Origin of the sequence: Spirosoma sp., assembly GCF_048594605.1 — a bacterium.
Classification (GTDB): Bacteria; Bacteroidota; Bacteroidia; order Cytophagales; family Spirosomataceae; genus Spirosoma.
On record NZ_JBMDWV010000289.1, the window covers coordinates 14,917 to 38,338 of the forward strand.

A 23,422-nucleotide genomic window follows, 5' to 3' on the forward strand; every position below is an offset into this window, starting at 1 on the left:
ATTATCAGCGAAAAAAGCCTGCAATTTTATCCAACGTCAAGACGACAGCTACAGGCTCGCCAGTAGGTGTATAGCTTGGATTAGTTGATGCAAATAATTGGTCAATTAAGGCCCGACGTTCTGCCGTGCTCAGCCGAGACGTATGACGTATTGCCGAGCGTCGGGCCAGCGAACGGGCCATTGATTCTATCTTATCCAATTTCAGCCGGCCCGTATCAGCCCGTAACTGAGCTAACAAATTGGCGAATAGATCTTCCTCATTTTCACCCATTGTCAGTGTTGGAACGCCACGAATTACGAACGTATTAGCTCCCAGCTCGTCAAACTCAAAACCAAGGTTTGTCAGATCATCCCGCAGCTCAAGAGCCAATTGAAAATCAACGGGCGTCAACGTAATAGTCCGTGGGAACAAAAGCTGCTGAGAGGCTCCATTTCGCTTGGTTAAAGCTGAATGAAACTGATCATACAAAATGCGTTCATAGGCCCGTCGTTGATCAATCAGCATCATTCCTGACTTAACAGGCGCCAATAGGTAACGGTTTTGAAGCTGTACAATATTGTCGTCGTCAACGAGTACGGGTACATCCTGTTCCGATTGCTCTAAACTTACCTGTAGCTGGTTGGCTCGACTGCCTAGCGTAATAGGTTCTGATTCTGTTGAAGCTTCATGAGCTGCTATCGGTTTCTCTTTGGCAGGCCCTAACCAATCTACGTTGTCTTCTGTGTTTCCATTCGGTCTAACAGACGTATCAGTTTCGGGGAGGCCTTTGTACAGGCTTTGCCAATTATTTACAGGAGGTTTTTTGGGGATATCAAAACTTCCACCCGCAGCTTTGTCCAGAGAATCGTTACGTAGTGTTTTACGCTCACCAGAAGAATCCCCGGTTACTGGTTTCTCTTCTGATGCCCAGGAGGTTGTAATCGGTCGGGGTGCACTACGTTCGGATTTGGTGTCAACAGTTTCCGCTTTTGATGTAACAGGCCGTACACCCGACAAAAAATTTACATCCGAATCAAAATCGAGCGACGGAGCTAAGCTATAAATACCTACCGCTTTTCGGACAGCCGCCATCATAATGGCGTAAACCGACCGTTCATCGTCGAACTTTATTTCAGTCTTGGTCGGGTGTATGTTGATGTCAATATGCGACGGATCGATATCAATGAACAATACGTAAAATGGATGGCTTCCTTCGGGTAGTGTGCCTTCGTAAGCACCTACAACCGCATGATGCAGATAATTATGCTTTACGTATCGATTGTTAACAAAGAAAAACTGCTCATTACGTGCCTTCTTCGCTGATTCCGGTTTACCAATATAGCCGCGCACTGTTACGTAAGGCGTTTGCTCTTCACAATGATTTAGCTGCTCCCGGTAGCTTTTGCCAAACATATCGACAATACGACGGCTCAGCTTTCCTGCTGGCAGGTTGTAAATTTCCTGATCGTTATGAAACAGAGAGAATGCAACTTCCGGATTGGCAAGAGCCACTCGCTGGAACTCATCAATGATGTGCCGCATCTCCACCGAATTCGATTTAAGGAAGTTACGTCGGGCCGGTACGTTAAAGAATAGATTTTTGATCAGCAAATTTGTTCCGGGCAGGCATGAAATCGCTTCCTGCGCTTTGATATCGGAACCTTCTATGCGTATCAATGTGCCTAGCTCGTCGGCAGCACGACGTGTACGCATTTCCACCTGGGCAACCGCTGCAATAGAGGCCAGCGCTTCTCCCCGAAATCCCATGGTTCGGATGCGAAACAAATCGTCCGATGAACGGATTTTAGACGTAGCGTGACGCTCGAAGCTCATTCGAGCGTCTGTTTCCGTCATACCTACTCCATCATCAACGATTTGAATCAGATTGCGACCCGCTTCACGAATAATGACCTGAATGGATTTAGCTTTGGCATCAACGGAATTTTCAAGCAACTCCTTAACCACCGATGCTGGACGCTGCACTACTTCCCCGGCAGCAATCTGGTTAGCAATGGAATCGGGTAGTAGCTGAATGATGTTTAACATGACGTATTAAATCTCCCAGGTCGGCTGTCTGTCGTGATTTACAATATACAAAAATAACTCATAGAACGGCCGTATGATTCAACGGAATCACAGAGAATTAAATAAAAAAAGCCGCAGGCTCAAATCGATTAGATTTAAGCCTGCGGCACAGAAAGCCTTAAAAAAGAGTCGTTAGACTTTGATCTCTACGTCAACGCCACTCGGTAATTCGAGCTTCATCAAAGCATCAACCGTTTTGGCGCTGCTACTATAGATGTCAACTAAGCGTTTGTAGGTGCAGAGCTGAAACTGTTCCCGCGCTTTTTTGTTAACGTGGGGCGACCGCAGTACGGTGTAGATTTCTTTGTTGGTTGGCAGTGGGATAGGGCCACTTACGATAGCTCCCGTCGATTTAACTGCTTTTACAATCTTCTCAGCCGACTTGTCAACCAGCGTGTGGTCGAACGACTTCAGTTTAATGCGAATTTTTTGGCTCATTGTGTTTTGGTTCATTAAGTGAAATGTCTGTCGAAAGAACCATTTACTCCGACGACACAAAAAATGGGCAGTTGATCGCAATAACCAACTGCCCAATATCTTAAGGCTTACGCCCTTACTGTACCTTTTTCTTTCGCTACAACCGTGTCCGAAATGTTCTGCGGAACGACCTCGTAGTGTGAGAATGTCAGGTTAGCCGTAGCGCGTCCCGACGACATCGTCCGCAAATCTGTTACGTAACCGAACAATTCAGAAAGCGGAACATCAGCTTTGATCACTTGTGAGCCAGCTTTCGAATCCATGCCTTTCATTACACCCCGACGACGGTTCAGGTCACCCGTAATTGGACCTGTATACTCTTCCGGCGTTAATACCTCAACAGCCATGATTGGTTCAAGCAGTTTTGGACCAGCCTGACGAGCCGCTTCGCGGAAGCCCAAGCGAGCTGCCATTTCGAACGAAAGCGAATCGGAGTCAACGTCGTGGTATGAACCGTGAAACAACCGAACTTTCATGCTCTCGAGCGGGAAGCCAGCCAACGGACCGTTCTTCAGCGATTCGTCAAAGCCTTTCTGTACGGCTGGGATAAATTCGCGGGGAATCACACCACCGACAATGCCATTGACAAAATCCAGACCTGGTTTCGTTGTACCATCTTCTTCCTGGTCCCGTGGTCCAAGTTCGAATACGATATCGGCAAACTTACCGCGACCACCCGTTTGTTTCTTATAAACTTCGCGATGCTCAACGTTTTTGGTTAGCTTCTCTTTGTAAGCTACCTGCGGAGCACCCTGGTTAACTTCAACCTTGAACTCCCGACGCATCCGGTCGATAATGATTTCGAGGTGAAGCTCACCCATACCACGAATGATGGTCTGGCCGGTTTCTTCGTTCGACTCAACTTTGAGAGTAGGATCCTCTTCGATCAGTTTACCAATTGCTTTCGAGAAGTTATCCTGATCGGCTGTTTTCTTCGGCTCGATGGCGTACCCAATAACCGGATCCGGGAATACCATTGATTCCAGTACGATTGGGTTCTTTTCGTCCGACAACGTATCGCCAGTCTTGATATCTTTAAAACCAACTACAGCACCGATGTCACCAGCTTCCAGACGTTCGATCTGGTTTTGCTTGTTGGCATGCATCTGGAAGATCCGCGAAATCCGCTCTTTGTTACCCGAACGGTTATTCAGAACGTAAGAACCAGACTCCAGTACACCTGAGTAGGAACGTACAAAACACAAACGGCCTACGTATGGGTCAGTAGCAATTTTGAACGCTAAAGCCGAGAAAGGCTCCGACGAAGATGGCTTCCGCGAGATTTCTTCGCCTGTATTCGGGTTGGTTCCTTTGATGCTCTCCTTATCCAACGGCGATGGCAACAGTGCCATTACGTAGTCAAGCATCGTTTGAACCCCTTTGTTTTTAAACGACGAACCGCAAAGCATCGGTACAATTTTCATGCTGATGGTTGCTTTGCGAAGAGCCGCCAGAATTTCGTCTTCGGAAATCGACTCAGGATCTTCGAAATACTTCTCCATCAGTTGATCGTCAAATTCGGCAACTGCTTCAAGAAGTTTCTCACGCCATTCGGTAGCTTCATCCAGCATATCATCCGGGATGGGAACAACCTGGAAGGTCATCCCTTTATCCGATTCATTCCAAACGATACCACGGAAATTAACCAGATCAACTACACCTTTGAAGTTGTCTTCTTCACCAATCGGTAACTGAAGTGGGACGGCGTAGCTGCCCAGCATTTCTTTTACCTGCTTGCAAACGTTTAGGAAATCGGCACCAGACCGGTCCATTTTGTTGACGAAGCCAAGACGTGCTACGTTATAGTTGTTAGCCAGACGCCAGTTCGTTTCTGACTGAGGCTCAACGCCGTCAACAGCACTGAACAGGAATACTAGACCATCCAGTACACGTAGCGAACGGTTTACTTCAACTGTAAAGTCAACGTGTCCTGGTGTATCGATGATGTTGATGTGGTATTTTTTGTCACGGTAAGTCCAGTCAACAGTCGTAGCAGCCGAAGTGATGGTGATACCCCGCTCCTGCTCCTGCTCCATCCAGTCCATCGTGGCGGCACCATCGTGCACTTCACCAATTTTGTGGCTTACCCCGGCGTAATAGAGAATACGTTCGGTTGTGGTTGTCTTACCCGCATCAATGTGGGCAGCGATACCGATGTTTCTCGTGAAATTTAAATCGCGAGCCATTAGCTTGTATACAGAAAGTTATGTTTTTCTAAATTCAAAAGAAGGGTCACTACGTTCAGCGTATGACCCCGCTATAAAACAGGTCGCAAAATTACTGAATTTCAATCAGAAAAGCAACGGTACGTTAAAGAATATCGTAGAAACTATTCTCCTTTTTTGTCCCTTTTAGTAGCAGAATCCGTCTTATAAAATGAGACTGTAACTTGGAATCATGCAAAATCCTTACATTGCTTTGTTGCGGACTGCCTGGACCTATGCCCGGCATGAGAAACGGCAATACGTACTAGTTTACTTCCTTTTTATTCTGGCAAACGTAGTGGCAGCGTTACGTCCGTTGCTGTTTGGCTGGTTTATTGGTGAGCTTCAGCAACAGGATACGGCGATTGTCAAACTCGTCTGGATCTATATTGCTGCTTATGTGGGCCTGGAAGTACTAGAATGGGTCTTTCATGGCCCGGCCCGGATTATGGAACGGCGACTGGCGTTTAATTTGAGCCGTAATTTTCTCAATGAGTTGTTTCATCAGACTTTACATCTGCCTGTTGGATGGCATAAAGACCACCACAGCGGCTCTACGATCAACCGAATTCGTAAAGCCTACGACGCGCTTAAAACGTTTTTCCAGGACGGCTTTATTTATCTACAGGCTCTTTCAAAGTTTGTCTTTTCGTTCGGAGCGATGCTTTATTTCTCGCCCGCTTTCGGAGTGATCGGCGTTTTACTGGGCGCCGTAACGATCTGGGTAATTTTACGCTTTGACCGCCCTTTCATTAAAGCACTTGACGAAACAAACGAACAGGAACACGTGGTTTCAGCTACGCTCTTCGACAGTTTATCCAACATTATTACGGTGATAACGCTTCGCCTGGAAGAGCGTATTCAGGCGAGTTTAGGTAGCAGGATAGCCGCTGTTTTTCCTCCGTTCATGCGTCAGGTAAAAATTAATGAATGGAAGTGGTTTGCGGCCAGTATGCTGGTATGTGTGATTTACGTTGTTATGGGGGCTGGCTACGTCTACCAACACTACGTTCCGGGCCAGGTTTTCCTCGTTGGTGGGTTGGTTACGTTGTTAGGTTATGTAAATCAGTTCACCAGCGTTTTTCATGATGTGGCCTGGCAATACACCGAAATCGTGAAGTATAATACGGATGTTCAGACGGCACGTAGCATTGGAGAAGCGTATGCTAAGCATGAACGGCCTGAGCATGAAACCTTGCCCGAGAATTGGCAAACCATTGACATTGCCGGTCTTAACTTCTCTCATGGGCGCGTAACCAGCAAATTGCGTAAGGTAGCGAATCTGAGCGATTTGCAGATTAAGCTGAGCCGTGGTGAACGAGTCGCTTTTATTGGCGAAAGCGGCTCTGGTAAAAGTACACTATTGACTTTGCTACGTGGCTTATATTTACCTGAACCGGGCGTGTCAGTTCGTGTCGATGGTAAAGTTCTGCCGGACTTAAACGCTGTTGCCAATACGGTAACTTTATTCCCCCAAGAGCCGGAAATCTTTGAGAATACCATTCTTTATAACATTACCCTCGGATTGCCTTTTGACGATGACGCTATTTCAGACGTTTGTCGGGTGGCTCGCTTTGACGACGTAGTAAATCAGTTACCAAACGGACTGGAAACGAATATTCAGGAAAAAGGAGTGAATTTGTCGGGAGGTCAACGGCAGCGTCTGGCGTTAGCGCGGGGCGTATTGGCAGCTCGTACCAGCGACATTGTTCTGCTGGATGAGCCAACGAGTAGCGTAGATCCCAAAACGGAACTGGCTATTTACCGGGAACTCCTCGGCGAATTTTCCGACAAAGCCGTTGTCTCAACCTTGCACCGTCTGCACTTACTTCCGTTGTTCGATTACATTTATATTATGCAGAACGGCAAAATTGTAGATAAAGGAAGCTTTGTAGAACTACGACAACGTAGCGTCATTTTCCAGGAGATGTGGGCGCATCAGGAAGACGTAATGAAGCAGGGAGAGTTCATGTAGTATTTATTTGATGATTCAATAAAAAAGCAGCGGACCAGTGAATAACTGGTCCGCTGCTTTTTTATTGAATGAATATTTTATTCGACCGGAGCTTCTACGATGGTAACAATCTTCCACAAACCCCGGATATCCTGCAAAGGCACCGTTACGTTCCCCCCATTTGGGTTATCCGAATGGAGCGTGAGGTATTTACGAGTTAGGAGTTCGTTGTCTCGGATGCGCTTAACAACAAAGTAATCCCGATACATTACCGCATAAACACCGCCGGACTGGTATTCCCAGTTGTTTTCACCAACGGGTACGGCCAGTACCTTAGCGCCGTGTGCCAGTTGAGGACTCATGCTATTCCCCGAAATTTCCAGTACAACCGCTTGTTTGTGATTTTTGGCTACCGCTTTACGAACCCGAAACGTTTCGGTGTCTGTAGCACTTAGACCGTCTGTATAGCTCTCAACAAAAGTGGCGTAGAACTTAACGGGAACGAACGGGACTTCCAGCGTTTCATCTTCCTCATTTAGTAACCGTGCGTTTTCCTCAGGCGACTTTAGAATAGGCGTTATGCCTCGAATCAGATAATCGGCACTGATCTGCGGATAGCAAGCCAGCAGACTCATAATTGTGTCGTACGATGGTTTGGCTCTACCATTCAAAATATTGTAAAATTTCGATGGATTTTCGCCTAACTCTTTGGCTATCTGATATATAGTAATCCCTAAAGCGTCGAAAACATGCTTGAGTCTGTCCTGGATCGTCACGATGCTATTAATTTTTTTTGAACAATTTTCTGCCATTGTATGATAAATAATTAGCAGATATAATACAACTAAAATATATTGCGGTTGTATTAGAGCAAATATACAATAAATACAGACGAATGTCTGCAAGAAAAGCAACGTTCTCCCCGAAAATTTGATGAACCGGAATCGACTTTCTGCCAATACGCTCCCAAACATACTGTTCGTAGATATGAACAGCTTTTTTGCTTCGTGCGAGCAACAGGAGAATTATTGGTTACGGGGCCGACCAATTGGGGTATGTGTTTATACAGGTCGACAAGGCTGTGTCATTGCGCCGTCGATAGAAGCCAAATTACGGGGTGTGAAAACCGGTATGCGCTTAGACGAGGCTATGGCACTATGTCCAGACATGGTTCCCGTTGAAACGCATCCAAATCGTTATAGAGAATACCATGTTAAAATAATAGAGGTGCTACGTAGTTTTTCGGAGGACGTAGTGCCAAAGAGTATTGATGAGGCTGTGGTTGACCTGACAAATTACCAGTTAGTTTATAAAGACATCAAGCAAACGGCCTTAGCCATCAAGCAGGCAATTCGGCAAAAAGTTGGTGACTGGCTTCGTTGCTCAATCGGGATTGCTCCCAACGTTTTTCTAGCTAAACTAGCGTCTGATGTACAGAAACCCGATGGACTGACAATCATTACGCCTGACACAATTGATGAAGTGCTACGTTCATTACGGCTGACTGATTTACCCGGCATTGGTCAACGAATGGCGGTCAGGCTTGAAGCGGGTGGTATTCATTCACCATTAGAATTACGGTATGCTTCGCCCGAACATTTACAAAGCGTTTGTAAGAGTATCATTGGCTGGCACTGGCATTTACGCCTGAATTTTGGTGGAGAGGTTGACCTGGATACGAGCGATGCCCTCAAAAGTATGTCGGCCATGCGAACGATTTCGGCGGAGCAACGTAACACACCCGAGCAGTTGGACGAGTTGCTGCAATCGCTTTGCTTAACCCTGGAGCGGAGAATGGTATACAAACAGGTATTCTGTCAGGAGTTGTCGTTTTCGTGCCGGTATCATGACGGGAAGACCTATAATTATGAAGCTCACTTTCCCGATCCGAAACAGGATGGTCCTGAACTGTATCAGATTATTAAAGATAGACTGATCAAATTTCAGGCCGCTCACCGCTGTGAACCCGTCTTGAATCGATACCTACGTAGCATGAGTGTTGTCGTTTTTCGATTTATACCGGCAGAACTGGTACCGTTACGTTTGTTTGATAACGATACCCGAAAGGATAAACTTCGGCAAACGCTCTATGACCTGAAAGCGAAATTTGGCCCGGATAAACTTGTTCGGGCTACCGAACTATGTGATAACCCCGTTTATCGGGACGTAATAGGGTTTGGTAATATAAAGGATTTGTAGAGGGGGCAGCAATTTTAGTTAGCACAGCTAAAGGATCTGTTCAGTGGGGCAGAAAAACGTAGTACGACCGCCTACTACACTACGTTCGATACGTGTGCTACAGCGCGGACAGAATTTATGCGCTTCGACGTCATCATAGGGCGAATCGTCCCACTCCCGAACATGAATCAGAAAATTAGCAGGAAAATCGCGGTAGGTGGCTTCGTGTCGGATGGCAGTTTGCAGTACCAAATAAATAGCATCGTGTAAATGAAGCATCTGAGAGTCGGTGAGTGTATCACCACGTTGCTCAGGATGAATAAGTGCCTGAAATAAAACTTCGTCTACAATCCAGTTACCAAGTCCGGCTACTACGCTCTGGTCGAGCAATATAGGTTTAATGAATGCTTTTTTCCGGCGGATACGTTCCGTTAAGTCGACTAGCGAAATTGCCAATCCATCCGGCCCGATTTTTTTTCGCTGAAGGAAAGTCTCTACATTATCAATAAGTCCAATCCGCTCGAACTTGCGGGGACACAGAAATCCAAGATTGAAGCCATTGGCAAACTCAAATACAATTCGGGCAAAGCGTGGCCGCTCAAGTGAAGCATGATAGTATTCCAGATCCCCAGTCATACCGAAATGCATATGAACTATTACGTTTGGATCGTCGGTCAATACAAATAGATTTTTGCCAATTCGTTGTGTACTGTTAAATTGTCGACCGGTCAATTTGTCGAGTAACGTAGCATAATCGGTTGTCAGAAGCTTTTTATCCTCAACCTCAATATAGTTTATTGGTTGATGCAGTGAAGATGTTTCGAGATACTGACGTCTGATTTCGACCTCGGGAAGTTCTGGCATTTGTACACGTAGTTTACTTGATAACTACTAGTTGTATTACCTTGTTATCGACGTATTTGTATGAGTACACTGCCTAGTGACCGGTTTAGATGATGCACGAAATCTGTATTTATTATTCGGCGTAAAAAGCTGATATACAGTACCGGGTCTGAGGGCTCTTTACGGGGGGGGACTAAACTTTTTTTGAAATCAATCCGTTGTAGAAGACAATAGATTGGTTTAAACGAACGTTTCGAGAATATTGTTTGCTGTTGGCATTTCTTTTTGTTGCTATTTTTTCTCTTAACCTATCTGTTAGATGTAACAACCTATACGTGACCGTTTACGCGGTTTTTTCTAAAGTTTGTGCATGTTCAATCGTTAAACTGACAATTTTCTATGGAAAGTAATTCGCAAAAATCCAAAACAAATGGTGCTTTGCTAGCCGCCCTAATTATTATGACAGGGTTGGCGGGAGTTTCAAGTTATCTATATTTCGATCAGAAAAAAGTATCCGAAGGCCAGGAAGTAACTATCTCCGAACGCGTCGAAGAATTATCAACAACTCGTGTTAAACTAGATTCGATTTCGACAGCTTTGGATGCTAAAATCGCTGAAGTACAGAAGTTGGGTGGCGATATTTCCGAATTACAGAAGGTAAAAGAACAGTTGGAGCGGGATAAAGCTTCGTTACGCAGAGGTAGCCGCGTGTCGATTGCTAAATACGAAGCTAAGATTAAAGAGTACGAAGCATTCCTCGTTGAAAAAGATACGCTCATTGCTAATCTACAACGTGAGAACGTGACGCTGGCTACGAACGTCAAAACTCTTGACGAGGAAAACACGGGCTTAAAAACGCAGCGTCAGCAATTACGGGATTCTGTAACCACTTTTGTATCGCAGAATCAGGAGCTTTCTACGAAAGTTACACGAGCAGCAGCTTTGAAAGCACAAAACGTGAAAGTGTACTCAGTGAATGCAAAAGGGAAAGTAAAAGAAGACGATTCGTACAAAGCCAAGCGTCTGGACAAAATCAAGCTGGTCTATACGTTGTTGGATAATCCCTTAACAAAAGAAGAGCCTAAGGATGTATATGTGCGGGTACTTGATCCGACGGGCGCTGTCGTTTCTGACATGGCTAACGGTTCAGGTACATTTACGGTAGACGGTAACGAAACTGTTTATACGACAAAACAAACCGTTAACTACACGAATAATAATCAGAACGTTGAGCTTTTATACAGCCGTGGTATTCCTTATAAGCCAGGAAAATATACCATTGAGCTATATTCAGAGGGATTCCGGATTGGTTCCGGCGAATTTGCTGTTCGTTAATTTACCTTTATATACCGAATAAAAAAGGGCGATACTTAATTGTATCGCCCTTTTTAGTTTTCACGTAACGAAAATACATCTAATTATACATGAAGCTTGATAAAGGCTTGTCGGTCCGAAACACAAACGACGGTACGCTTTTGATAGGAAAAACTACGGTAGTTTTGACAGAGGCTTTGGTCAGTGTATTCTGAGCAGCTGCGTATTCCGCCTGTAAGCGCGTGTACGTGTAGCCAGCTGCGAACAACAGACTGCCGGTGACGAGCATGATGAACTTTTTCATAATGTTAAGATAAATCCTGTTTGTCCGGTGTGCGATAATGATGGTACTAATCTATTACTTCCACACCTATTCCCTGCTTACTTATTATTGTACGGCTACTGCCTAACAATGACATCTACTATAGTGACGGACCTGAGTGAAAGTAGTTACATATTTTTATGTCTATTTTCCAAATATTGTAACGTTTGCTAAAACTTGCCAGCTGTCACAAATGTTTTAAAAGCTAAAACCCATTCGAAAATAGAGCCGATTATAATTCCGATACTCAATTTGTGACAATGTTTGAACCCCATCTACAGAAGCTATCTGCTTAGCTTGCTGGTGTTTATACCCTGCGCTGATCAAAAAACCGGTTCCATTGCCCTTGTTGATACGTAAGCCTAGTCCTGGACTCCATAGCCAACCACCTTTCAATTCATTATCGTGTGGATTGGGCCCGGCAATGGCATAACCACTTTCAAGGGTGTAGAAAGGCGTAATCCGCTTTTTACTCCCAACAATATCTCCCTGAACGGCGGCTGCTACTGGTAGAAAAGCCGAGTTGTTGTAATAATCAACCCCAAACGACAGGCCAGTTGTGAGCCAGGGCCGGAAAGAATAACCCGTAAAGGCCTGAATTGTTAGACCAATTCGATTCCCTGCACCACGTATCGGATAATAATTATAGTACCTGGGCAAATAACCATAATAGTCATAATACGGATAGGCGTTGGGCTGATCAGGGCGTACCCGCCCTGCCTGAATTCCCATCTGAACAGTAATGCGCCAAGGGGTAGTTTTAGGCGACTCTGTCTGAGCATACGCACAGTGAGCCAGCAGGCCGAAAATTATGAATGTAAAGACTTTCATGGGTGCAGATCGATTAGTTAGGTTGTTGAGCAGCAATTTTACTCAGTAGTCGAAGATTACTCGGATTGGAATAGTCGTACTGGTACAAACCATCTTTGCCGACTGTCAGCAACACTTTCGAAAGCGGAATCACATCGTAAGCATTCACATCCTTAAATGTCTGGCGTGGTTTGATATCAAGTGGGTTGGATGCGTCGAACACGCTTAAACCCTTATTGCCTTGGCACACAAACAGGGTAGGGAAATCGATACCAAGTCCGTATGGTGTTTCAAGCGGATACGACTTCTCCAGGCGGGGGGCAGACGGATTGCTGACATTTATTACGTCGAGTACGTCCTGAGTCCCCGGAACGCCACAAGTGCTCGTACCGCGTAGTGTTACGTAAGCATAATTCTCATGAACAACGACTGGGTCGCAGGAGCGAACATGCGAGAAAGCTGATAGTTGTTTCGGCTCGGCAGGCGTTGTTACGTCATAAATGTACATGCCGGTAGTGGTGCCTATAAAAAGATTATTTCGATACGGAAAAATGGTTTCAACATTCCAGTTCAGATTGGCTGTTTTCCCCTTCACAGGGTTGGAAGGCGTAGAAATGTCAAACAATTGTAACGCATTATTATTAACGACATAGAGTTGGTTGTTGGCAATCGCGAAGCGAGCCATTGAACCACCTACGCCCGTTGTAGGCCCTGTTGGCGTCTTTGTACCGGCGCTCACGCTGTTATAATTGGCATCGGCAAAGGCAAATGATTCGTAATATCGGCCAAACCAGGAAATAGGTATTAAATACGGCAATACATTAAAAGAACCTTCGCAGTCCGTTTTGATAGTCTCTGTGGCGATTTCCTCTAGCTGGTCGTTTATTTTCATAGTCTGCTGATCGTATGACCAGTATGTACGACCAACATAGCCAGCTTTAAAACCTGTTTCGACACGACCAACTTCTTTAATTGCAGCCGGGTTACTGATATCAAGTGCCACCAGATCGATATAGCTGTCTGCAAACAGAATATTATCGCGAACGGCCATGTCGACATTTCCGGGAATGCTGAGGAAAGAAATTGCCTTAGGATTAGAAGGGTTGCTGTTGTCAAAAACATGAATTCCCTTTTTCACCTCCACAATAAACAGGTACTGATCTTTTACGTAAAGCTTTCCGGGCTCCACCAGCGTCTTTGGCGTTCCTGACGATACTGCCTGCCGCAAATCGGATAGAGTAAGTTGAATAGGTGTGTATTTACGATACGTTCGAACCTGCTCACAATTGTCAGTACAACCGGTCAGAAATAATACAGGAAGAACGAAGAGAAGTAGAGTGGCTTTCATAACAGCAGGGATTAAGAATACAAACAAGAGCCCTGTGTGGATGAAAGCGTTGGAAACAGGAGAAAATAAAATTGCCCGGCTGTCTTGATTACGGCCGGGCAATATGGGTCTTACACAAAAAAAGGCAATTATTGTCGTTGGTATTCGTACGTTGAGCCATCAGCGATGGTAGCATCTTGTGAGCCACGTTGATAAAGGAACAAACGGCCATCCCGGAATGAATAAGGCTGGACGGTCTTATCATCTGGATAAAAAATCGCCTGTTTCTCTACAGTTTGGGTCGGATTGGGCCCGGTATAGTAGTTCCCTTTTTCTTCCTGCTGACCAAGTTTATCTTTACTTAATCGATGGAACGTACCGTCAGGGTTGAAATCAATAGTTTCAGAGGTTCCGGTTTCAGCCGGATTATAACTCGTTTGGCCGAAACCGTTAGTGATCCGGGCCAGGTTCCATCGCCCAATTACCTGCGTATCCGATACTTTATCGCTCGGAGCGATGGTATCTTTAGAAGAGCATGACAAAACTAAACTGACGCTTAGAACGAGTAGCAAAATCGGTAGCGTTTTCATGTTATTTGATTCGTTTATACACCAGCACACCAGGCTGTTTGCCACCATGATACATGCGAAGCTGGTTTGGAGCTGGTAGTTCATAGCGGGCTACAGTGCCCAGATTATCAAAATATACTCGCTCAAATTGCAGGGCCTGAGGAGAGCCTGCCATGTCTGTACTTGCTACGTTGTCGGCGGATAAGGTACCATCTAACGTAGCAAACAGCCGCGCACTATACGAATTAACAGACGCTTTCCCTGTAACATTAAAAGGCGTAATATCCTGCGGAGGATTCCGGGAATCGTACGCAAACGTTAGCGTTACGTCATAGGTCGAATCCGGTTCTACAAGCTGCCACGTACCAAGCAGAGCGGCTATATTTGGGGCTATCACTGACTCTTTCTGACCACATTGCGCAAAGAGCAGAATCAGCGATAACGTAAGTAAAAAAACGATAGCGCGCCCTGAAATCATACATTTATTATTTCTCGTATACTAAAACTCCTCCTTCGTAGAAAAGTTTTAAGCGTTTTTCATCCGTAAGTTCATACCGGTTGACAGCTTTAAGGTTAGCGTAATACGTCTGCTCAAATTGCATCGCTTCCGCAGACCCCGCCACCTTTGTGGAACCAACACTGGATACATCAACGGTTCCGGTGGCCCAATTGATTAGGCGAGCCGACGTAAAATAGGTGTTAACAGCTGCTCTGCCGGTAAACTTTAGCGAGTGAACTCCCGAAGCGGTTCCCCCGGAATACTGATCGACCTCGACCGCAAGAGTCGTCTCATAAGTAGAAACGGGTTGTACTAAGCGCCAATTGCCTAATACCTGTTTAACATCAACGGGTTCAATGGCTCTCCCACGCTCACAACCCGAGAAGGCCATCAGCAGAAGTACAGGAAGGAGAAGCCAGGTTTTCATGAGTTACTCGTCTTGGTAGGATCAGCAATTTTACCCACAAATAGAACCGTTCCTGAGGTTTTTTCGTGGATAACAAACAGAAAAGGCCGATCACATAAGGTCGGCTGAGGCATAGACGTAACAGAAACCCCCCCAGTCGTAACGGCTGCGGCTTCTGTTCCTTTTTCGTCGACAGCAACAAACGTATTTTGCTTCACAAAACTAAGCAAAAGGCCTCCCTGTGAGTTGATTTTTGTGAAATCTGCCTGATCGGTAAAAGCCGTTGGCATACCCATCGCACTCAGCGCCTTATTCAAAGTGACTTCGTAATTGAGGGTGAACTTGGGTAAACCGAAATCAATCTCGCCCGACTTCATATCTTTCTGAAGCTGCTCCCATTCCGAACTGTTCAACGAATTGATTATGGCATCCGCCGAGCTAGTGGAAGCAGGAAGTAATATGGTCATTGCATACTTACCCGAGCCATAAGGTAGTTCGTATGCGCTAAACGTCGATCGGTAGGCATGATTCAGGCTGGTTTTAAGCCGCATCATGCGCACATTTGTCGTACCGCCCGATGCCAGCCTGAAAGGAGCATCAACCGTTTGGCTGGGGTCGAATTGAGTTTTCCAATCACCTTTGAAGTAAAGTGCATTCAGCAGAAACATTACGTTATCAGGCTGTATTTGCTCAATAACCTTCGGAATTTTTCCATTCGTTTTCTCGCTTGCCCAACTATTAATCTTTCCGACGGTTGCCTGATCGGTAAAATCCTGTGCTGATACGTCTGCTTTGAACGTTTGCCTGAGCAGACTCTGAAAAGAGTTTTCAACACTAAATGTATTCCGATACCAAACAGAGTTCGCCAGGGTCAGCGTTACAGTGGGGTCAACGCCGGGGAGATTTTCCATCAGGTTTTGGTACGTCTGATTGGCTTCCGTCAGCGTTTGCGCATCCAGCTTCAATGTTTTCTGAATTTCCTGAGCTGTTTGCCCATTGGCCCCATTCAGAATCATTCCTAACGCAATATGCAGGCTTAAAGGAGAGATAAAGACGTTTTTATTCTGACCTTCCTGCCCACTCACTCGCTGACTAACGTCGAAAGCGAACTGTGTGGTTTGGTTAGCAAACGGCGCCGAAACGCGTAATTCACTGGCTGTATCCGGTGTTGGCGCTACGTTCGACGTTTGACAACTGACAGCCGTTACGAGCACACCGGCCGTAACAGCCGTTAGGGCTGAAAAAAGGGTAGTTTTCATAGCGTTACGTATTAAAAATGATAGTCGAGACCAAAACTCATTCCGCTTGATGTTGGGTGACTTTGTACCTGTGATTCCGATTGCGTGACCGATCCCAACGATGGCTGGTACATACCTGCCAGAGAAGCCGACCAGCGACCTGAAGGCCGATATCTTACCCGAGCCCCCATGGTAGCCGCTAACGAAACGGGGCGATATATGCCGTCTTGTGCCGTAATGACAACATCGTTGCCAACCGTGTTTCGAACAAAAATATTCGTGACCAGACCGCCTAAAACAGCCAGATTCAGCCGTTTACGAGGACGCAACTGATATCCCACCTGAACTGGCACCTGCATGTATTGATAATCGTTGCTCAGTACCTGCCGGGCTTGGCTGCTGTAAACGGTTTGTGAAACATAACCGTTATTATTGGACAGATAGTCAAGTGTAGCTGGTGAACCAGATGCTCTATTGGTAGCACTGTTACGTAGCGCATCGACGTATAAATTGTTGACAATCGACGCACTCTTATCTGCGCTGGCTCCCTGGACAAAAGCCGCCGATATTGATTGAGTCGGTGCTTCAACGGTTGAATGACCTGCCAGGTAACCTACTCCCGACTCGACTGACCAGTGTTCGTTTAACTGAACCCCGGCTCCGGCCTGATAGGCGACAGATAAATTTGACCGACTATTCACCGATGATTGATTCGCGTTATTAGGTGCGCCAACCAGTGCATTGGCATAAGCTGCCTGTGTAGGACGTAGCGCTACAGAAGGATTGAACGCGCCCGGCACTACACTGACAGATGCCCACTTTTCTTTTGATTTACGCTTCTCTTTCGTGAATTCTGGTTCCAGAGATAACTCGGCTGGTTGAAACCAGACAATCCGCTGAATTGGGCCTGGTGAACGAAGACGTAAAGGCTTTCCGGTAAGCTGATCAATAGCTGCTACGTTAGCCTGATTCGACGTAATGTCTGATACGGCCACATATTTTTCCGAAGAAAAAGACGTACTACCGGCCGGGGCTGCCATTACCGGCGATGTAGCAAGTGCTGAAATAGCTATAGAAGACTGAACGGGCGATTTCGAATTCGTAAAACGCTGTTTTTCTTCTGGCGAATAAGCGATTTGCGAGCCAGGTAACAGCCTCGTTCTCGTTGCATATGTCTTCTCCGGACTACTGAACTTTTCTGTCGGTTTTTGAGCAGAAGCCACTAGCGCTTGCGGTGAACTCTCGCGGAATGGCTTACCAGTGCTGGTGTTTGGCAATCTTGTATCCTGTCCAGATGATTTGGCTACCGATGAATTCGCCGACGTAGCAGGGGCTGCCGCTACGTTATCAGCAGAAGGATGTATGCTGGTCAGATTCGGTGTGTTGGAAGACATATCCATTGCCCACCAACCGACCAGTAGCAATGCCAGGGTTGCGGCTACACCTGTAGCCCACCAGATGGCAGGACGTGATGAAGCCATCCCCGGCCCCCAAAGCGGAACTATCCGGGGTCCGTTCGATTCATCCAACTGACGCTCGATGGACGACCAAACGCGGGCTGGTGGCGTTTCGGCCGCTTCGTCGAAGGCCTTTCGCCAAAAATCTTCAGGAATATTTTTATCTAATTCATCCATTTTTGTTGTCTTTCGTCAAAGCGGGTATCCTTGTGCAGGGTGCCCATCGGCTTGTAGTTTTTGTTGCAATAGCGTCCGTGCCCGGGCATACTGCGATTTAGAGGTTCCCTCGGCGATGTCGAGCATCTCGGCAATTTCCGGGTGATTATAGCCTTCAATAGCGTACAGATTGAACACCGTCCGGCAGCCGGGCGGTAATTCCTGAACAAGCTGTAGTAGGTATTTATAATTCAGCGTTGGTAAACTTTCGTCGGACTGAGGTAATATGGGAGCCATGTCCTGTATGTCAGCAGTATTTTCCCACGGCTTTTGTTTTCGTAATTGTTTAAGAGCTGTATTTATCGTTATGCGTTTTAGCCAGGCTTCCAGCGGGCACTCGAATCGGAATGAGTCGATATTTCGGTAAATTTTTACGAACGCATCCTGCAGAACGTCTTCGGCCTCTTCCGCATCTTTTATGTAGCGTTTACAAACGACAAAGAGCTTCCCGGCAAACCGCTCATAGAGCTGTCGCTGGACAAGGCGGTCCTGCCTTCGGCACCCTTCAACTAACGCGTATTCATCCTGCATAGTAGCGCTGACAATTCAATGACCTCATTTGAAATCAAACGGTTGTAAGTCAACCGAAAAAAAGTAGTTTTCTTTCCAAAAGTATATACGCTCTATAATAATTAATGTTGAGTGCAGGATAGATACGTACCTTTGATGCGTCAAACAACATAATTCGCAGATGAATCGTCGAAAGGCGCTACGTTATTCGCTGGGTTTGAGCGTTGCGGCCATAAGCTATTCAACGTACGGTCGGGCATTCACTTTTGAACCTCGTTTTAAGATCGGCGCCTGCGACTGGTCTATTGGTCCTGCTGGTGATATCCGCAGTTTTGCGGTTGCGAAACAAATCGGTCTCGACGGTGTACAGGTCAGTCTGAACACGACGACTGATCACGAACATCTTCGTCGGTCTGAAATGCAACAGGCGGTTAAAAACGCTTCCCGGCAGGCAAACGTAGCGATTGGCGGCCTAGCCATCGGGCTGCTAAACCAGATTCCTTATAAATCCGATCCGCGCACTGAGCAGTGGGTACAGGATAGTGTAGATGTTGCCAGCGCCCTTGGCGTAAAGAATATTCTGCTCGCTTTTTTCTCCAATAATGATCTGCGAAATGATCGCAAAGGGACTCAAGTCGTCATAGACCGATTAAAAGCTGTAGCACCCAAAGCTGAAAAAGCGGGCGTCGTATTAGGCATCGAATCGTGGCTGTCGGCCCCCGAACTACTAGCTATATTGGATGCCGTAGGTTCGCCCGCTGTGCAGGTTTATTACGATGTCTGCAATTCATCGGACATGGGCTACGATATTTATAAAGAAATTCGCGATCTTGGTAAAGACCGAATCTGCGAGGTACATCTGAAAGAAAACGGCTCGTTGCTCGGACAGGGAAAAGTTGATCTTGTCAAGGTTAGAAAGGCGTTGGACGATATCAATTATTTGGGTTGGCTTCAAATCGAAGGGGCCGTTCCTAAAGGAAAGCCGATGCTGGAAAGTTATATTGAGAATAACAAAACGGTACGTTCGCTATTTAGTTGACGATTGTTTCAACGATCCTCAGGTTCAGATCCGACGTCGTAAAGCAAAGACCCTGAAAGCTGGAATTTAAAAAATGAAGAAAATTTTCTCTCTGAGCCCGTTGCCTTTTGCGCTGACAACAGTTGGGCTTTTATACCTAACGGGGCAAACGATTCAGCCTCAACAGTGGAGCAACGTAGCAGCAGAGTTAACAAAGCAGCCTGGAATAACGCGCAGCGATGACGGTAGCAAGTTGTATCTCCCCGACGACCTGGAAGCGACGCTTTGGGCTGAATCTCCCATGTTTTATAATCCAACAAACATGGACGTTGATGCCAAAGGCCGAATCTGGGTTACTGAAGCGGTCAACTATCGCAAGTTCAACAACAAAGCGGAAGGAAGGCTCGACCATCCGGAAGGTGAGCGAATTGTGATTCTGGAAGATACAGATGGCGATGGCAAAGCCGACAACAATAAGGTGTTTGTGACCGATCCGGATATTGTCTCTCCGCTGGGAATTGCCGTCATCGGAAATAAAGTGATTGTATCGGCTGCCCCGAATATTGTGGTGTACACCGATGAAAATGGCGACGATAAGCCGGACAAAAAAGAAGTCATGCTTTCGGGTTTTGGGGGTATGGACCACGACCATTCGCTTCATTCGGTTGTCGCTGGTCCGGACGGAAAGTATTATTTCAATACCGGCAACGCTGGCCCGCACGTAGTAAGCGACAAAGACGGCTGGACATTACGTTCGGGAAGCATGTACGTTGGTGGAACGCCCTACAACAAAATCAATCATGGCAATCAGGTAAGTGACGATGGCCGCGTATGGGTTGGAGGACTGGCGCTACGTATCAATCCCGACGGTTCCAACCTGAAAGTGATGGCCCATAACTTCCGAAACAATTACGAAACCGCCGTTGATTCGTACGGTAATATGTGGCAGAACGACAACGACGATGAAGTGATGGCCTGCCGTACCAGTTGGGTGATGGAAGGAGGAAACGCCGGATACTTCAGCGCCGACGGCACCCGCAACTGGAAAGGTGATCAGCGGCCGGGTCAGCCAATTCCTACGGCGCACTGGCATCAGGAAGACCCCGGCGTAATGCCCGTTGGCGATCTTACGGGCGCGGGTTCGCCAACAGGTATGGTCGTTTATGAGGGCGATGAGCTTGGCTTAACGTATCGGGGAATGTTGCTGAGCGCTGAAGCGGGACGTAACGTAATTTTCGGCTATAAGCCGGAATTGGCAGGCGCAGGTTATCGAATGCCACGGATCGATTTCGTTAGTACGTTTCCCAAAGTTGATGAAAATTACAAATGGAATGATGTCGAAAAGGACAGCCGGAAATGGTTTCGTCCGAGCGACGTAGCGGTAGGTACCGACGGCGCTATTTACATTGCCGACTGGTACGATCCAATTGTTGGGGGCCACCAGATGCAGGATAAGCAGGGCTTCGGACGTATCTATCGGATCACACCGAAGGGTAAAAATCTCAAAGCGCCCAAGATTGATTTACGTAGCACGCAAGGCCAGATTGCCGCCCTGCTCAGTCCGGCAGTAAATGTGCGAATGCTGGGCTTTGAGGCACTACGTGAACAGGGCGAAAAGGCGATTGAACCTGTACTGGCGCTTCTGTCGTCGCCGAATCCGTACCATCGGGCCAGAGCTATTTTTCTGTTGGTTCAGCTAGGGGGCGAAGGTCAGTTTGAAGTAGAGCGACTCCTGAAAGCCGACGATCCAATGACCCGAATTACGGCAATCCGGGCAATCCGAAGCATTACGCCCGAAAATAATAAATCGAACCCAGGGCTTACAGCCTCGCAGGAAGCCTTACGGCCATTGCTGGGAAACCTGTCACTCGACCGAAATTCGGCTGTTCGTCGGGAGGTGGCAGTGGCGCTACGTGATATTCCGTACGATGAGTGTCGGGTTATGCTATTGAACCTGGTCAATGGGTATGATGGACAGGATCGCTGGTATTTAGATGCCCTTGGCGAAGCCGCTGATGGCAAAGAAAATAATCTGTTCGCTGACTTAACCTTACCCGATGACCCAACAAAGTGGGACCAGCGGACGGCTAATCTGATTTGGGAATTGCATCCGGCATCAGCCGTATCGATGCTGAAAAAACGGGCTGGTAGCCAGGCACTTGCTCCGGATGCCCGAAAGCAGGCCATTACGTCGCTGGCGTTTATCAAAACCCAGCCAGCCGCAAAAGCTATGCTTGACCTGACCAAATCGTCGGACAAGGACGTAGCGGATTTAGCAACGTACTGGGTTGATTTCCGACGAGGTAACGATTGGGCCAAGGTGATGAACTGGGAGGATGTCAGGCCCACTACGGTTTCTACCGAAGAACAAAAAATGCTTTCTAAACGTAGTGAACTGCTCGATGAATCCAAAACGGACGCTGAAAAACGTAAGATAGCTACAGAAATGTCGAAGGACGTGGAGGGTGCGAAAATTCTCATTGGTTTAGCGGCTGAACAAAAGCTTTCCGAAGATTTGATCAAAGCTGCCGGACCCGGTATTCGGACCAATAAAGATCAGACCGTACGGACAATGGGTAAGGAGTATTTTCCCTGGAAACGCCCAACACAAACCGAAACGACTTCGACTGCTACGTCTTCAGCCTCGGTAGCGGCTGTTCCGGCTGAATCTAATCAGACGCCCACGGTAGAAAAAGAGCCAGTAAAAACCCCGCCTGTTTCTACAGTTCCTGTACAGGCGCAATCTACGCCAGTTGTTTCAGAAACAGCTCCTGCAAAAACGTCAGCCACTGTCGATGTAAATACTACAAATTCAGCAATTGCTCAGATTGCGATGCTTAAGGGCGATGAACGTAACGGTCGGAACATTTTTAAAACAAATTGTGCTACGTGTCACCGCCACAGTCAGCAGGGAGAAGACATTGGCCCCGACCTAAGCAAGATTCACCAGAAATTCGACAAGAGTGGCCTACTGGAAGCTATTCTTTATCCGAGTGCAGGTATTGCATTTGGTTATGAACCGTACATGATCACGACCAAGAAAGGGCAAATGTATTACGGGTTTCTGGTAAGCGACGGCGATCAGGCCGTAACCGTAAAAGGAATTAAGGGAATTAAACATACGATCCCTGTTGATCAGATTTCATCGCGCAGGCAGTATAAAAACAGCCTTATGCCCGACCCCGCTCAATTAGGACTGAGTCAGCAGCAGTTGGCCGATCTGACGGCGTTTTTGTTGAAGCAATAACCGTTTTATTTATTGGAACATATTCAGGGCTACTTAATCGAGTAGCCCTGTTTTTTTAATTCAACGGCTGTAAGATTAAGCACATTCACATCCAGTTTGATGGGCGTAAGGGGGGTGTCGGTAGAATCGGTTTTGACGGCAACGATGGCATCCACTACGTCCATTCCCTTGAAAACCTGCCCGAAAACGGTAAATTTATTGTCGAGCCGGTGCTCGCCTTTCTTGTTCTGAACAATGTAGAACTGGCAGCCAGCAGAAAGCATTTGGGGATTATTGTCCCGGCCAGCGCCTACGGCTCCGTATACGTGCCGGATGTTCGGCCTGAACTCGGGTTTGAGTAAATAAGGCGAGTCGGCAAAGCCAGCCGGTGTATCAGGGCAACCTCCCTGAGCGACAAAATTGTTGATAACCCGGTTGAAGGTAAGTGTATCCCAGTAACCTTCGTTGGCCAGCTTCATAAAACTGGACTTATGATTAGGTGTTTCGTCGTATAGCCAGAAAAGAATTTCTCCTTTATCCGTCTTGATCTGCCCAATCGGATACGTTTTCTCGTTTTTGGGCGGACTTAGAAAAATAAGCAGATACGTAGTAAGCAGTAAAATAGGTGGCATATTGGTAACGAATGATGAATCTTGCTAAAAATAGCGAAGAAGCTGGAAATTAATTGTTTTCTGAAAGGAACAAGCACTTTATCAGGTTCTTGATACATCACCTTCTGCTTCCTGTTAAACCCTTACTCACAAACCAGAGTCATAGTAACGAACGTTG

20 protein-coding genes are annotated in these 23,422 nt (G+C 46.6%); 5 read left to right on the forward strand and 15 right to left on the reverse strand.

What is annotated here, in order from left to right:
* Positions 1-4: 4 nt before the first annotated feature.
* The 3 genes from mutL to fusA all read right to left on the reverse strand — a co-directional run bounded on the left by mutL (position 5) and on the right by fusA (position 4,728).
* Entirely contained in the window at positions 5-2,026 is a 2,022-nt protein-coding gene (mutL, locus tag ACOJS8_RS17315) for a DNA mismatch repair endonuclease MutL (protein ID WP_420149798.1), read from the reverse strand.
* Between the two features lie 171 nt (positions 2,027-2,197).
* Complete coding sequence (rpsJ, locus tag ACOJS8_RS17320; protein WP_190892748.1) at positions 2,198-2,503, reverse strand: 30S ribosomal protein S10; 306 nt, start codon at positions 2,501-2,503, stop codon at positions 2,198-2,200.
* Between the two features lie 107 nt (positions 2,504-2,610).
* A complete protein-coding gene (gene fusA, locus ACOJS8_RS17325; RefSeq protein ID WP_420149799.1) occupies positions 2,611-4,728 on the reverse strand; it encodes an elongation factor G in 2,118 nt (705 codons plus the stop codon).
* Between the two features lie 211 nt (positions 4,729-4,939).
* Here fusA and ACOJS8_RS17330 point away from each other — a divergent pair, with 211 nt between their 5' ends.
* Positions 4,940-6,721, forward strand: a complete 1,782-nt coding sequence (locus ACOJS8_RS17330) for an ABC transporter ATP-binding protein (protein WP_420149800.1) — start codon at positions 4,940-4,942, stop codon at positions 6,719-6,721.
* 77 nt (positions 6,722-6,798) lie between these two features.
* Here ACOJS8_RS17330 and ACOJS8_RS17335 read toward each other — a convergent pair whose 3' ends face one another.
* Entirely contained in the window at positions 6,799-7,512 is a 714-nt protein-coding gene (locus ACOJS8_RS17335) for a LexA family transcriptional regulator (RefSeq protein WP_420149801.1), read from the reverse strand.
* A 121-nt stretch (positions 7,513-7,633) separates the two neighbouring features.
* Here ACOJS8_RS17335 and ACOJS8_RS17340 point away from each other — a divergent pair, with 121 nt between their 5' ends.
* Positions 7,634-8,899 (forward strand): DNA polymerase Y family protein, encoded by a 1,266-nt coding sequence (locus tag ACOJS8_RS17340; RefSeq protein ID WP_420149802.1) that lies wholly within the window; start codon positions 7,634-7,636, stop codon positions 8,897-8,899.
* A 27-nt stretch (positions 8,900-8,926) separates the two neighbouring features.
* Here ACOJS8_RS17340 and ACOJS8_RS17345 read toward each other — a convergent pair whose 3' ends face one another.
* Positions 8,927-9,742, reverse strand: coding sequence for an Fpg/Nei family DNA glycosylase (locus ACOJS8_RS17345; RefSeq protein WP_420149803.1), 816 nt, complete (start codon positions 9,740-9,742; stop codon positions 8,927-8,929).
* A gap of 378 nt (positions 9,743-10,120) precedes the next feature.
* On the opposite strand from ACOJS8_RS17345, the gene ACOJS8_RS17350 reads away from it, so the two are divergent.
* Positions 10,121-11,056: a hypothetical protein gene (locus ACOJS8_RS17350; RefSeq protein WP_420149804.1), complete on the forward strand. Its 936-nt coding sequence runs from the start codon at positions 10,121-10,123 to the stop codon at positions 11,054-11,056.
* 79 nt (positions 11,057-11,135) lie between these two features.
* On the opposite strand, the gene ACOJS8_RS17355 is transcribed toward ACOJS8_RS17350, so the two are convergent.
* The 9 genes from ACOJS8_RS17355 to ACOJS8_RS17395 all read right to left on the reverse strand — a co-directional run bounded on the left by ACOJS8_RS17355 (position 11,136) and on the right by ACOJS8_RS17395 (position 18,410).
* Complete coding sequence (locus ACOJS8_RS17355; RefSeq protein WP_420149805.1) at positions 11,136-11,339, reverse strand: hypothetical protein; 204 nt, start codon at positions 11,337-11,339, stop codon at positions 11,136-11,138.
* A gap of 216 nt (positions 11,340-11,555) precedes the next feature.
* The gene (locus ACOJS8_RS17360) at positions 11,556-12,188 is read right to left on the reverse strand and encodes a hypothetical protein (RefSeq protein WP_420149806.1); all 633 of its coding nucleotides are present in this window, start codon (positions 12,186-12,188) and stop codon (positions 11,556-11,558) included.
* 13 nt (positions 12,189-12,201) lie between these two features.
* Positions 12,202-13,515: an LVIVD repeat-containing protein gene (locus tag ACOJS8_RS17365; protein ID WP_420149807.1), complete on the reverse strand. Its 1,314-nt coding sequence runs from the start codon at positions 13,513-13,515 to the stop codon at positions 12,202-12,204.
* Positions 13,516-13,643: 128 nt separating this feature from the next.
* Positions 13,644-14,084, reverse strand: coding sequence for a hypothetical protein (locus tag ACOJS8_RS17370; protein WP_420149808.1), 441 nt, complete (start codon positions 14,082-14,084; stop codon positions 13,644-13,646).
* Between the two features lies 1 nt (position 14,085).
* Positions 14,086-14,541 carry an META domain-containing protein gene (locus ACOJS8_RS17375; RefSeq protein WP_420149809.1) on the reverse strand — a complete coding sequence of 152 codons (456 nt, stop codon included), beginning with the start codon at positions 14,539-14,541 and terminating at the stop codon, positions 14,086-14,088.
* Positions 14,542-14,548: 7 nt separating this feature from the next.
* Entirely contained in the window at positions 14,549-14,989 is a 441-nt protein-coding gene (locus tag ACOJS8_RS17380) for an META domain-containing protein (RefSeq protein WP_420149810.1), read from the reverse strand.
* Complete coding sequence (locus ACOJS8_RS17385; RefSeq protein ID WP_420149811.1) at positions 14,986-16,227, reverse strand: serpin family protein; 1,242 nt, start codon at positions 16,225-16,227, stop codon at positions 14,986-14,988. Before ACOJS8_RS17385 ends, ACOJS8_RS17380 begins: the two co-directional genes overlap by 4 nt.
* Before the next feature lie 11 nt (positions 16,228-16,238).
* The gene (locus tag ACOJS8_RS17390; protein WP_420149812.1) at positions 16,239-17,840 is read right to left on the reverse strand and encodes a hypothetical protein; all 1,602 of its coding nucleotides are present in this window, start codon (positions 17,838-17,840) and stop codon (positions 16,239-16,241) included.
* A gap of 15 nt (positions 17,841-17,855) precedes the next feature.
* On the reverse strand, positions 17,856-18,410 hold the full coding sequence (locus ACOJS8_RS17395) for an RNA polymerase sigma factor (RefSeq protein ID WP_420149813.1): 555 nt from the start codon (positions 18,408-18,410) through the stop codon (positions 17,856-17,858).
* Positions 18,411-18,570: 160 nt separating this feature from the next.
* On the opposite strand from ACOJS8_RS17395, the gene ACOJS8_RS17400 reads away from it, so the two are divergent.
* Entirely contained in the window at positions 18,571-19,428 is an 858-nt protein-coding gene (locus ACOJS8_RS17400; RefSeq protein WP_420149814.1) for a sugar phosphate isomerase/epimerase family protein, read from the forward strand.
* A 73-nt stretch (positions 19,429-19,501) separates the two neighbouring features.
* Positions 19,502-22,654, forward strand: a complete 3,153-nt coding sequence (locus tag ACOJS8_RS17405) for a PVC-type heme-binding CxxCH protein (protein ID WP_420149815.1) — start codon at positions 19,502-19,504, stop codon at positions 22,652-22,654.
* A gap of 29 nt (positions 22,655-22,683) precedes the next feature.
* On the opposite strand, the gene ACOJS8_RS17410 is transcribed toward ACOJS8_RS17405, so the two are convergent.
* Positions 22,684-23,265 (reverse strand): peptidylprolyl isomerase, encoded by a 582-nt coding sequence (locus tag ACOJS8_RS17410; protein ID WP_420149816.1) that lies wholly within the window; start codon positions 23,263-23,265, stop codon positions 22,684-22,686.
* Between the last annotated feature and the right edge of the window lie 157 nt (positions 23,266-23,422).